Below are 11,657 nucleotides of genomic sequence, written 5' to 3'. Positions count from 1 at the left end.
TCGGTGGCGAAGTCGACGTTGGTGGCCAGGCCCATGAAGCTGCCGGCTTTGGCGCGTGTGGCGCAGTACTCGGGCAGGTAGCGTCCGGCCTGGCGCATGAGCCAGACGGGGGTGTGGTCGGTGGCCTGGCGCAGGCAGGCGCGCAGGAAGCTGTCGTTTTGGAGGGGGGCGAATGAGCTCATCCCCTTATTGTGGCAGGCCGCGATCGGGGTTTGACGGTGTCGCTTGAGGGCCGATTTGCAGGCTCAACGCGCCGCCAGCCCCTGCAAAGCATTTTGCACTTCAGTCACGCTGGGCAGCTCTGAAAGCAACAGGGGCGCACGGCCTGGGGCGTACAGCGCATAGACCGGCACACCGCTGCGGCCCAGTGCCGTCAGGGCTTGGGTGATGGCCGGGTCGCGGCGGGTCCAGTCGGCCCGCATGAGCACCACTTGGCGTGCGGCAAAGTCGGCCAGCACTTGGGCATCGGCCAAGGTGGTTTTCTTGTTGTATTGGCAGGTCACGCACCATGCGGCCGTGAAGTCTACAAACACCGGGCGACCTGCAGCCCGGTGGGCTTGCAAAGCGGCTTCAGACCAAGCTTGCCATAGGGGTGCGTTGGCTGTGCCGCTCCCGGAAGCTTGGCCAGTAGGGGTTGCGCTGGCGCTGGCCACCGGTTCTGCCGGTGCTTCGCGCAAAGCCTGTGGCAACCAACTGCGGCCCAGCCAAAGCAAAGTGACCAGGGCCAAACCGCTCAAAACCCAACGCGTGCGACCGCTCAGGCCTAAGGCCCACACCAGCCAAGCCACGTTGAGCAACAAGGCCAAAAGGCCACTGGCCGCGTCGATGTCGGTTTGCTGGCCCAGGACCCAAAGCAGCCAGATGACGGTGGCGAACATTGGGAACGCCATGGCTTGGCGGAAAGTCACCATCCAGGTCCCCGGGCGCGGCAAGGCGCGGGCGATGCCCGGCCACCAGCTCGCCGCCAGATAGGGCAAAGCCATGCCGACGCCCATGGCGGCGAAGACCATGAGTGCCTGCCAAACGGGCAGCGCAATGGCCAAGCCCAAGGATGCCCCCATGAAGGGCGCGGTGCACGGCGAGGCAACGGCAACGGCCAGTACGCCCGACAAACCGGCGTTCACCGTCGGGTGGCGGCTTTGCAGTGTGGCCAAGCGGCTGGGCAGCATTTGCCCAAACTCAAACACACCGGCCAGGTTCAGGCCCAGCAGGGTGAACAGGAGCGCCAAGCCCGCCACCACGGGTGGCGATTGCAATTGAAACCCCCAGCCCAATTGCTCGCCAGCTGCCCGCAAAACCAGCATCAAGCCGCCCAGCAGCAGGAAAGACAGCACCACACCCACGGTGTAGGCCAGGCCCGCTGCACGGTGTTGGGTCTGCAAGGTGTTCGCTTGCGCAAAGCCCAGGACCTTGATGGCCAGGATGGGGAACACGCAAGGCATAAGGTTGAGCAGCAAGCCGCCGGCCAGTGCGCCCAAAATGGCCAGGGCCAAGCCCATAGTGGTGGTGGAGGCCGCTGGTTTTTCTGCAAGCCGGGCATTTTCGGCCAGCGCCTTGGCAAGGGCCGGCGAGATTTCGGCGGGGGCGGCTTGTGTCAGTGCGGGCCAAGTGCCTGCTAACGGCGTTTCAAGCTCAAAAGCCGGTGCTTTGGGGGACGACTCTGGCCCGGCAGCGACCACCCAGCGCATGCTTTGTGGGCTGTCACCACGTTCCTCAGACACCGGGATTTGCGCGCTCCAGACAGTGCCTTGCCATTTTTGTGTCCAGTCTTTGCCTTGCACGGCTGCGTTGTGCACCACATGGGGCGTGACCGGGAAGGCGCTGAGCGTCTGGCCGCGCCAGTTGGCGGGCAGACCTTGCACTTCTAAGCGCAGGTTTTTGCCGTCGTTCGACAAGGTGGTCTGCCCAGCCATGGCCTCAGGCCCTGCAGGCTGCTGCTGAGCGATTTTTTGAGGGCTTTGGCTGCGGGTTTTTTCAAACAAGGCCGCATGTGGCGTTTGTGCGGTGGCAGAGCTCAGATTCAGGGTCAATTGCCCCTCTTGTGGGATACATTCTTTGCGGCATACCAGCCAATCGGCTTGCAACTGCACGGTCAAGGGGGTGTTGGCTGGAAATTTGAAATCCGATGACACCGTGATCGGAACGGTCAAAAGCAAACGGCCTTCGTAGCCATAGTTGGCCAAGGTGCCAATCGGGAACTTTTTGGGCAAAGGCCAGACGATGTCACCCGCTTGCAAACCAGCGGGCAATTGCCATTGGAGGCGCGTGGGCAAGCCCGAATCGCCTGGGTTTTGCCAGTAGGTGTGCCAATCGGGCTGGTGCTCGATTTGCAGGCCGAGCCAAAACGTCTGGCCAGCTTGAATGCCTTGGGGGGCGTGCACCAGCAATTCGGCCCGCACCTGTTCAGTACTCACCACTGGGCGCGCACCCGACAACAAAACACGGCTGCCAGAAGAGCTGGAGACGGCCGAAGTACCCGATACCGCGGGTTGGGATGAAAACAGCGCACCACTTTGAGCCCAGCTTTGCGCAGGCCATGCCATCAAGACGCTGATGCAGGCAAGGGCCCAAACAGCAGTCCAAGCCTGCAAGCGGGTCCATTCACGAGACATCATGGAAACTTTCACAACAATCCTTCATGGGTGTCCCCACATTTCAAGCGGGGCGCTCTGGGAGAGGCACTTTACACGCCTCGGCTCTATTAAGATGCCAAGGATGCAAAACCCCTCGCGTTATTGGTCCGACTGGGCCACCACCGATTTTCAGACTTTGGCGCTGGACCGCGTTATGGCTGTTCTGCCTGTGGCCGCCACCGAGCAGCACGGTCCCCACTTGCCATTATCGGTAGACACCGATTTGGTGAACGGCGTGGTGACGGCTTGCCTGCCTCACTTGCCCGCCGATTTGCCCGCTTTGTTTTTGCCCACCCAAAACGTCGGTTTGAGCCCTGAGCATGCACGTTTTGTGGGTACTTTGACACTCAAGGCTGAGACCGTGATCCGTTTGTGGACCGACATTGGCGAATCGGTGGCCGCCAGCGGCGTGAAAAAACTGGTACTGCTCAACGCGCACGGCGGACAAGTGAGTGTGATGGACATCGTGGCGCGCGACCTGCGCTCTCGGTTGGGCATGCTGGTGTACAGCGTGAGTTGGTTCAATTTGCCTTTGCGCGATGCTCAAGGCGGCGATGTGAACGCGATGTTCAGCGCCGAGGAGCACCGCTTTGGTGTGCACGCAGGGGACACCGAAACGTCGATGATGCTGGCGTTGCGCCCCAGCACGGTACGCATGGACCAGGCGCAAAACTTCCGCTCCACCGCGCAAGACCGCGCCGAGCGGTTCGCGATTTTGGGCAATGGTAAAAGCGCCAAGCTGGGTTGGCAAATGCAGGACTACAACCGCCATGGCGCTGCGGGCAATGCGGCTGCGGCCACGCCAACCAAGGGCCAAGCACTGCTGGACGCTTCAGGCCGCGCTTTGGCGCAGTTGTTGACCGAAATCGACCAATTGCCCCCGACCACTTTGAGCGAACAAATCGGCTGAGCCTTGTTGAGGGGGGTCGAGTCGGCTTGTTCGACGGGGTTGAATCCGGTGCAGGGCTTCAAAAAGTCGGCAACACCAATTGGCAGTCATCTCGGCTCACGCTTCGCGGGTGCTCGCGTGTGGCGTCGATGCACCCGCCTTCGGCATAAACACCTTGAGGGTCGCGCATGCGTACCATGCGCTCCAGCACCTGCTGCCGGGCTTGGGGGTCGCGCTCGGTTTGGGCCACATGCTGTTCGACCACCGACTCATCCATGAACAATTGCCCTTGGCTGTCCACCATGGCGCCGTGTCGCCAGTGAAAGATCTCAATCGCTTTCGACTCCAAGGTAAAAGGCCGATCGCGCTGCCAAAAGTTGCTGAACAGGCCACCGCCCATGTAGATCACCCATGAGCCTTCGTAACCCTCGATGTCGGACGAGCGTTCATCGGGATTGCGAAACCAAAGCCGATCGCCAGGCACATAAAACCGGCTGGGCAAGGGCGCGGTCATGCTGCCGTATTCGATCAAAAAAACATCGTGGAATTGTCCGGACCGAACCGCGTGCCGTTCGTTGAGTCGCTGCAAATCGGCCAGCAAGGCGGGGTGGTGGGCCGCCAATTCTTGGGCGATGCCCAAAAGAATCACGTATTCGGTGGCGCGGTAGCAAGAAAAATCGTACAGCTTGCCAGTGGCTTCGGGCTGGGTGGCGGCCACCAAGGCGGCGATCAGCGGTCGGCCAGGTTTCAGGATGAAGCCAGGGCCCTCTTCGTAGTGCCAGTCCGCTTCTGGGCGTTCGGCCGCTTCAGTTTTGAACGCCAGCGCAGTTTTGCGAGCGGCCAGCACCATGTTGCGCCTGACCCTGACATGGGACTGCAGCGCCGCCAGGTTGGCAAAGCTGAAGAGGTGAGGCGAGCCCAGCAGAGCCACGGTAATCTCACGCTCCACCGTCCAGTTTGATGGGTCATCTTGGGTCTGGCTGAGCCTTTGGTGCAAACCCAGTGTGTCGTGGTCTGGCATGAGTTGCGCAAGGGCATTGGGCTGCAAGGTGCATTGCACCGTCAGGTCTCCCTCTGGATGGTCAAGCCTGACCTTTTGTGTCCAAATGTGGAGTTCAAAACCACTTAACCAAGCGGTCAGGTCCAGTGCCAAAAGAGCGGCTTCGTTCGGAGTCTTGGCCCTGAGTGCGATACCCCCTTGGGCATGTCCAGGATCTGACCTGGTGGGAGAAAGATTCATCCTTTGATTTTGCCCCTGAGTTTTTGAGGCCATGCCTAGGGATTACGCGCAAAGGAGGAACGGCCGTGAGCTCACTCAGGCAAAAGTGATCCAGTCCTTGTGTGCGTCGCTGTCCAGGTGCGGCAAGGTGTTGTAGGTCAGCAGCATGTGGCGCTTGGGGTTGAACACGAACTCCGTCAGCGCCGTGTTACGGATGCGCAGATTCAGCTCGATGGTGGTCTCAGGCGGGGTGCCCAGCACGCGGCCCACGGCTGTTGAGATGGGTCCGCCGCTGGAGACGATCATCACGTCGCCGGTGTGTTTGTGCCGCACATGGTCAAGCGCAGCCTCGATGCCGCCGACAAAGTCGGCGTAGCTGGGCATGCCGCGCGGCTGGGTGCGGCCGGCCATCCAGGCCTGCAAAGCGTCGCGCAGCAGCCTGAAATGATGGCGGTACAGCTCGGGCGTGTCGGGCTTGGCCAGTGGCTCGGGGTGGATGGACTCGATCAGCGCGTGGCTGTCGTATTCGTTCAGGCCCGGCCACACAGCCGGGGTGTGGGGCAAGCCCGCACCCTCGGCAATGCCTTCCCAGGTTTGGCGGTGGCGCTTCAAGCTGCCCATCATCACGGCCTCGATGGGCTTGTCTTGCAGTTTGGGCCGCAGGTATTCACCCAAGCGCACGGCCTGCTGGCGGCCCAGCGGGCTGAGTTGATCGTAGTCATCGGCCCCAAAAGAGGCTTGTCCGTGGCGGACCAAATAGAGTGTTCCCATTGACTGCAATTGTGCGCAGCCCGGGCGCTTGCGCCTGTCGCTGGGGTGATCAGAGGGTGACGGCGCCCTGGATGCAGCCGACCACATCGCCGCCCACCCAGACTTGGCTTTGTGCGTCTTTGGAGAGGAATACTTGGCCCGCACGGCCCAGCACCGTGCCCTGGCGGGCGCTGTAGCGGTCGGGCATGTGGCCATCGGCCATCAGCCACTGGGCCAGCGACGCGTTCAGGCTGCCGGTGACCGGGTCTTCGGCCACGCCCACGGGAGCGGCGAAGGCGCGCACTTCCAGTTCGGTCGGGTCGTTGGTCATGCGGGTGGACGGTGCAAAGGCGCGGGCTTCGCGGTTGGCACGGCGGATCAGCCCACCTTCTGGGGCTTGCCGCTTGGCGGCTACGCCGACTTTGGTGCCCAGCTTTTTCAAAGCCGCATGGTCAGGGGTCAGGGCCAGCACCGTCTCCACATCATGGAGCAGCATGCCCAGCCAGTGCGGGCCGTTGTTCAGGTGTTGCGAGGCAATGACTTCTGACGCATCCAGCCCCAATGCCGCCAGCACCGGCGCGAGTTCTTCGGCCGAGAGGTCTGAGCGGTTCAATGGCGGCGCCGCAAAGGCCCAGCGCTCGTGCTGCTGCTTGAGGGTCACCAAACCCACGCCACACTCTTGCACCAGCACACCGGCTTGTCGTGGCGTGTTGCCTGCATTCAACCAAGCGTGGGCCGTGCCCAGGGTGGGGTGGCCTGCAAAGGGCAACTCGGCCCCGGGCGTGAAGATCCGCACCCGGTAGTCAGCGCTGCCTGCCGCCCCTTCGGTCGTGGGCGGCAGCACAAAGGTGGTTTCGCTCAGCTGCGTCCAGGCGGCAAAGATTTGCATTTGTGCATCGCTCAGCCCCGTGCCATCGAGCACCACGGCCAGCGGGTTGCCCAGAAAGGCGGTGTCGGTGAAGACGTCGACTTGTTGATAGGCACGGGTTTTCATGGCGATATTCGGTCAGCGTGGGTTCAGAGCGATTCACGTATCGCTGCGGCCAGTGCTGCCATGCCGGTATTGATCTGGTCTACGGTGGCGGTCACGAAGGACAGGCGCAGCGTGCTTTCGCTGGCGTCTTGGGCATAGAAGGCCGAGCCCGGTACAAAGGCCACCCCTTTTTCAACGGCTTTGTCCAGCAGCGGGATGGCTTTCATGCCCTGGGGCAGTTGCACCCACAAGAACATGCCGCCCACTGGGCGGTTCCACGAGAGTCCCAAGCCCACCATTTCACGGTCGAGTGCGGCCAGCATGGCCTCGCATTGCTGTTTGTACAAGGCGCGGATGGTTGGCACATGGCGGTCAATGAAGCCGTCTTTGAGCACTTCGGCCACCACGCGCTGGTTGAAGCTGGGCGTGTGCAAGTCTGCCGCTTGTTTGGCTTGAAGCAACTTGGGGTAGAGCGCTTTGGGTGCCACCACATAACCCAAGCGCAGGCCGGGGGCGAGGATTTTGGAGAACGAGCCGAGGTATACGCTGCCCTCAGGATGGCGCGCGCTGAGTGAGGGCGCGGGGGGCGTGTCAAACCACAGGTCGCCGTAAGGGTTGTCTTCGATGATCGGCAGGCCCGTGTCGATGGCCACCTGCGCCACGGCGGCGCGGCGTTCTTCGGTCATGGTGCGGCCGGTGGGGTTCTGGAAGTTGGGCAGCAGGTACACAAAGCGGGCTTTGTCTGCACCCGTACCCACTTTGGCGCGCAGGTCGGCGGCATCCACACCGTGCTCGTCGCTGTCCACACCCGCGGCCACAGGCTCCATCGGGGTGAAGGCCTGCAGTGCGCCCAGATAAGTGGGCGTCTCCACCAAAATGCGGCTGCCTGCGTCGATCAGGATTTTGGCCACCAGGTCCAGGCCTTGCTGGCTGCCGGTGGTGATCAGCACCTGGTCGGGACTGACTTTCATGCCTTGCTTGAGCAGGTCTTGCGCGACCCATTCGCGCAAGGGGGCGTAGCCTTCGCTGGCTGCGTATTGCAGGGCGGCTTTGCCGTCATCTCTCAGCACGCGCTCGCTGGCTTCGCGCATGGCGTCGATCGGGAAGGTCAGCGGCGATGGCAGACCGCCCGCAAAGCTGATGATGCCGGGCTTTTCAGTCACTTTCAAGATCTCGCGGATCACCGAGGGGTTCATTTTTTCGGCACGTCGGGCCAGCGTCCAGTTCATTCTTTGCTCCAATGTTTGTGTTTATCGGGTGACTGGTGTGTTGGCCATGCGCCGCCCCATGAAGACGGTGAGCACGACCAGCAAGGCAAAGCCCAGTGTCATCGCATCCAGCGATTCTCCCAGCAAAGGGACAGCGGCCAGAATGCTGATGAAGGGCTGCAGCAATTGCAGCTGACTCACACGCAGCGGGCCGCCCAGAGACAGGCCGCGAAACCAGGCGAAAAACCCGGCCCACATGGAGAACACCCCGACGTACAAAAGAGCCAGCCACGCGGTGGAGGCGATCGGCTGTGTGGGCCAGGTCAGCCAGGCACCTGGCAATGTGATGGGCAAGGCCATGACGCAAACCCAGCTGATGACTTTTTCAGCGCCCAAGCTGGCGGTGACTTTGGCTCCGGCCACATAGCCCAGCGATGCGGCGACCACCGCGCCGAGCAGCAAAGTGTCGGCCCAGGTCAGGCCAAAGCCATGCCCCATTTGCATGGCCCGCAGCACGCTGTAAACCGCAACCAAGCTGCTACCCAGTGCTGCGAACACCCAAAAGCCCAAGCGTGCTCTCTGGTGCATGAGCCAAGCCGCTGCTGCGGCGGTGGCCAGGGGCAACAAGGCAGTGATGACGGCCGCGTGGCTGGCGGTGACGTGACGCAAGGCCCAGCCCAGCAGGAGCGGGTAGCCGATCACATTGCCTGCCAGTGACAAATACAAAGGCCCACGTTGCTCGGCCAATGGCCAAGGCGTTCGCACAGCCAAGAGGTAAGCCGCCGACAACACGCCAGCCAGCGCTGCCCGCCCCCAAGTGACAAACCAAGGCGACAGTTGCGGCGCATCTGCCGTGCCGGTGGCCAGGCGCGTCATGGGCAATGTGAGCGCAAAGATCACCACACCCAGCAGCCCGAGCCACAGGCCTTGATTTTGAGCTTTTATGGTTTGCATGGGCGCGCCTTCATACGCCTGTGGCGCGCAAACCATTGAGCAGCCAGATCACGGTGGCTAGGAGCGCCATGGCCATGCAGCGGTTGAACACCAGCAGGCGTCGCCCGTGTGCCAGCCAGTGGCGCAGCATGGAGCCCGCGACTGCATAGGTCAGGTTGCTCACAAAACCGTAGGCCACCATGATGGGCAGCAGCACCAGCGTGCGTGCCGTGGCGTCTTCGCGCCCAGCCACCCACCCGGCGACGATGGCGAGCGCCAGCATCCACGCCTTGATGTTGAGAAACTGAAGGCCCACGCCCTGCACAAAACCGACTTGCAGCTTGGCGCTGTCGGCTTGTTGCAAGCTGCCGCTGGCCCACAAACGCGAGGCCAGCCACAGCAAATAAGCATTGCCCAGCACCACGATGCCCCAGCGCAAAGGTGGGAAAGCCACCACCAAACCGCCCAAGCCCGTGGCGCATAAGGTGAACAAGATGCCCCAGCCCACCGGCACCGCACACACAAACCGCATGGCCCGACGCAGGCCGTGGTTGGCAGCCATGGCGGTGGACAAGGTGGTGTTGGGCCCGGGCGTGAAGCTGCTCACGGTGACCAACACCAACAAGGCGCTGAGTTCTGTGGGGGTCATGTTTTTGAATGTAGGGCCAAACGGCCACTTTTCAGGTCGCCGCTTCGACATAGAAAGTTGACTTCAGCGTGCCGACAGCATTTCCCAGCGCTCCATGGCCGCCAACAACAAATCGTCGATTTCGGCGTCGCGCTTGAACAGTTGCTGTGCCAAGCCCGGGTCGCGTTGGTAGATGCTGCCGTCCGCCAGTTGAGCGCGTGCATTGGCTTGCTCTTTTTCCAGCGCTTCGATCTTGGGGGGCAAATCGGCCAGCTCGCGCTGCTCTTTGTAGCTGAGTTTGCTGCGTGTGGGCACAACAGTGGGTTGAGCGCTGGCGCTCAACGAAGGGCTCAATGCTGTCGACGCGGTGGCGTTTGCAGCGCCGCTTTTTTGTGCGGCTTGGGCCCGAATGGTTTGAGCGCGTTGCGACTGGGTCAGCCAGTCTTGCACCGACCCTTCGTATTCACGCCAGAAGCCCGGCTGGTCCGGTGCGCTTTCGCAGGCGATGATGCCTGTGACCACGTTGTCCATGAAGGCGCGGTCGTGGCTGACCAGGAACACGGTGCCTTCGTAGGTTTGCAGCAGCTCTTCGAGCAGTTCCAGGGTTTCGATGTCCAAATCGTTGGTCGGTTCGTCCAGCACCAACACGTTGGCCGGACGTGCAAACAAACGCGCCAGCAGCAAGCGGTTGCGCTCGCCGCCGGACAGCGAACGCACGGGTGAGGTGCCGCGTGCGGGTGAGAACAGAAAGTCGCCCAGGTAGCTTTTGACGTGCTGGCGCTTGTTGCCGATTTCGATCCACTCGCTGCCAGGGCTGATGAAGTCCTCGAGCGTGGCATCCAAGTCCAGTGCGTCGCGCATCTGGTCAAAGTACGCCACTTCCATTTTGGTGCCACGGCGAACTTCGCCGCTGTCGGCCTCAAGCTCGCCCAATATCAGTTTAAGCAAGGTGGTTTTGCCCGCGCCGTTGGGACCCAGCAAGCCGATTTTGTCGCCGCGCAGCAAGGTGCCGGTGAACTTGTCAATGATGGTGCGCACGCTGCCGTCGGGTTGGGTGAAGCTTTTGCTCACGTCGGTCAGCTCGGCCACCAGTTTGCCGCTGGGCACGCCAGAGGCCACTTCCATCTTGACGTTGCCGACTTTTTCTCGGCGTGCCGCGCGCTCGCCACGGAGATTTTGCAGCCGTGTGATCCGGCTTTGACTGCGGGTGCGGCGGGCTTCCACGCCTTTGCGGATCCAGATTTCTTCTTGGGCAAGCAATTTGTCTGCCTTGGCCTGAATCACGGCCTCTTGAGCCAGTTGCTCTTCTTTTTGAATTTGGTAGGCCGCGTAGTTGCCAGGGTATGGTCGCAATTTGCCCCGGTCCAGCTCAATGATGCGGGTCGCAATGCGGTCCAAAAAGGCACGGTCATGGGTGATGGCAATGACGCTGCCCTTGAAGTCGATCAGCAAGTCTTCGAGCCAAGTGATGGCATTCAAGTCAAGGTGGTTGGTGGGCTCGTCTAACAGCAGAACGTCGGGTCGTGTGACCAGAGCTTGCGCCAATGCCACGCGCTTGCGCATGCCGCCAGACAAAGACTGAACAACCGCATTGGGGTCGAGTTTCAGGCGTTGCAGGGTTTCTTCCAGTCTTTGCTCCCAGCCCCAACCATCTCGTGACTCGATCAGTCCTTGTAAGGTATCCAGGTCGCCTCGGCTGTGCGTGTAATCGTCGATCCATTTCACGACTTCGGCCAAACCCTCACGCACAGACTCAAAAATGGTGTGCGCATCGTTCAACACAGGTTCCTGAGCCACGTAAGCGATGCGAACCCCTTGCTGCACATGCAAGTTACCGTCATCAGCACGCTCCATGCCCGACAGTATCTTTAGCAGGGAAGATTTGCCTGTGCCGTTGCGACCAATCAAGCCGATGCGTTCCGAGGTTTCCAAAGAAAAGTCGGTGTGATCAAGGAGGGCGACATGACCAAAAGCCAGAGACGCGTTCAGGAGTGTGAGTAATGCCATGGGCCCATTATCCCGGGGTGGCTGCAAAAATTAGAAGAAAAAATTCAAAAAGATGGTTGAGGGCCAAAAAACTGTGCCACAATGGAGGGCTTCGCTGCACACAAATCAGCTTTCGCAAGACAAGCGCATTCGGCAGTGAAGAAGTTTTTGAAAAGATTTGCGGATCGAAATAAATTTTCAAAAACTTGACGCAGGCTTAAAAACTGTGTCATAATTCAAGGCTTCGCTGATCGCAGCGTAGCAAGACGGGGTGATGATAATTGCCTTGGGTTCTTTAAAAATATACAGCCGATAAGCGTGGGCGTTTGATGGTGATTGCCAAGTTCTTCGGAACTTAGCTTTAATTAGCTAACAAACGCTCATGAAGTAAAAAAGATGTGGAAATCAGAGATGGTGACCACGTCGATTCCAATTTAT

At 60.9% G+C, this 11,657-nt stretch carries 10 protein-coding genes; 1 reads left to right on the top strand and 9 read right to left on the bottom strand.

The window, feature by feature from the left end; genetic code table 11:
* Both Q1M54_RS16260 and Q1M54_RS16255 read right to left on the bottom strand, forming a co-directional pair.
* The coding region (locus tag Q1M54_RS16260) for a uroporphyrinogen decarboxylase family protein (protein ID WP_300559528.1) at window positions 1–182 on the bottom strand (182 nt) is incomplete at its 3' end.
* A gap of 63 nt (window positions 183–245) precedes the next feature.
* The gene (locus Q1M54_RS16255) at window positions 246–2,615 is read right to left on the bottom strand and encodes a thioredoxin family protein (protein WP_366146264.1); all 2,370 of its coding nucleotides are present in this window, start codon (window positions 2,613–2,615) and stop codon (window positions 246–248) included.
* Window positions 2,616–2,715: 100 nt separating this feature from the next.
* On the opposite strand from Q1M54_RS16255, the gene Q1M54_RS16250 reads away from it, so the two are divergent.
* On the top strand, window positions 2,716–3,543 hold the full coding sequence (locus Q1M54_RS16250) for a creatininase family protein (RefSeq protein WP_300559526.1): 828 nt from the start codon (window positions 2,716–2,718) through the stop codon (window positions 3,541–3,543).
* 58 nt (window positions 3,544–3,601) lie between these two features.
* Here the strand turns inward: Q1M54_RS16250 and Q1M54_RS16245 are convergent, their stop codons facing one another.
* The 7 genes from Q1M54_RS16245 to Q1M54_RS16215 all read right to left on the bottom strand — a co-directional run bounded on the left by Q1M54_RS16245 (window position 3,602) and on the right by Q1M54_RS16215 (window position 11,240).
* A complete protein-coding gene (locus tag Q1M54_RS16245) occupies window positions 3,602–4,762 on the bottom strand; it encodes a hypothetical protein (protein ID WP_300559524.1) in 1,161 nt (386 codons plus the stop codon).
* A 75-nt stretch (window positions 4,763–4,837) separates the two neighbouring features.
* Window positions 4,838–5,512 carry a histidine phosphatase family protein gene (locus tag Q1M54_RS16240; RefSeq protein WP_300559522.1) on the bottom strand — a complete coding sequence of 225 codons (675 nt, stop codon included), beginning with the start codon at window positions 5,510–5,512 and terminating at the stop codon, window positions 4,838–4,840.
* Window positions 5,513–5,561: 49 nt separating this feature from the next.
* The gene (locus tag Q1M54_RS16235; RefSeq protein WP_300559519.1) at window positions 5,562–6,485 is read right to left on the bottom strand and encodes a PhzF family phenazine biosynthesis protein; all 924 of its coding nucleotides are present in this window, start codon (window positions 6,483–6,485) and stop codon (window positions 5,562–5,564) included.
* A gap of 23 nt (window positions 6,486–6,508) precedes the next feature.
* Window positions 6,509–7,693: a PLP-dependent aminotransferase family protein gene (locus Q1M54_RS16230; protein WP_300559516.1), complete on the bottom strand. Its 1,185-nt coding sequence runs from the start codon at window positions 7,691–7,693 to the stop codon at window positions 6,509–6,511.
* 21 nt (window positions 7,694–7,714) lie between these two features.
* Window positions 7,715–8,626: a DMT family transporter gene (locus Q1M54_RS16225; RefSeq protein ID WP_300559513.1), complete on the bottom strand. Its 912-nt coding sequence runs from the start codon at window positions 8,624–8,626 to the stop codon at window positions 7,715–7,717.
* A 10-nt stretch (window positions 8,627–8,636) separates the two neighbouring features.
* On the bottom strand, window positions 8,637–9,254 hold the full coding sequence (locus Q1M54_RS16220; protein WP_300559510.1) for a LysE family translocator: 618 nt from the start codon (window positions 9,252–9,254) through the stop codon (window positions 8,637–8,639).
* A gap of 63 nt (window positions 9,255–9,317) precedes the next feature.
* Window positions 9,318–11,240, bottom strand: a complete 1,923-nt coding sequence (locus Q1M54_RS16215; protein WP_300559507.1) for an ATP-binding cassette domain-containing protein — start codon at window positions 11,238–11,240, stop codon at window positions 9,318–9,320.
* Between the last annotated feature and the right edge of the window lie 417 nt (window positions 11,241–11,657).

This window comes from Limnohabitans sp. Rim8 (assembly GCF_943326455.1).
Classification (GTDB): Bacteria; Pseudomonadota; Gammaproteobacteria; order Burkholderiales; family Burkholderiaceae_C; genus Limnohabitans_A.
Note: the sequence above shows the minus strand (reverse complement) of the source record. Positions and strands in the feature narration are given on the sequence as shown.

Coding starts and splice junctions, on each gene's coding strand:
- Q1M54_RS16230 (WP_300559516.1), bottom strand. CDS start 7,693: ATGAACTGGACGCTGGCCCGACGTGCCGAAAAAATGAACCCCTCGGTG.
- Q1M54_RS16240 (WP_300559522.1), bottom strand. CDS start 5,512: ATGGGAACACTCTATTTGGTCCGCCACGGACAAGCCTCTTTTGGGGCC.
- Q1M54_RS16255 (WP_366146264.1), bottom strand. CDS start 2,615: ATGATGTCTCGTGAATGGACCCGCTTGCAGGCTTGGACTGCTGTTTGG.
- Q1M54_RS16220 (WP_300559510.1), bottom strand. CDS start 9,254: ATGACCCCCACAGAACTCAGCGCCTTGTTGGTGTTGGTCACCGTGAGC.
- Q1M54_RS16245 (WP_300559524.1), bottom strand. CDS start 4,762: ATGAATCTTTCTCCCACCAGGTCAGATCCTGGACATGCCCAAGGGGGT.
- Q1M54_RS16225 (WP_300559513.1), bottom strand. CDS start 8,626: ATGCAAACCATAAAAGCTCAAAATCAAGGCCTGTGGCTCGGGCTGCTG.
- Q1M54_RS16250 (WP_300559526.1), top strand. CDS start 2,716: ATGCAAAACCCCTCGCGTTATTGGTCCGACTGGGCCACCACCGATTTT.
- Q1M54_RS16215 (WP_300559507.1), bottom strand. CDS start 11,240: ATGGCATTACTCACACTCCTGAACGCGTCTCTGGCTTTTGGTCATGTC.
- Q1M54_RS16235 (WP_300559519.1), bottom strand. CDS start 6,485: ATGAAAACCCGTGCCTATCAACAAGTCGACGTCTTCACCGACACCGCC.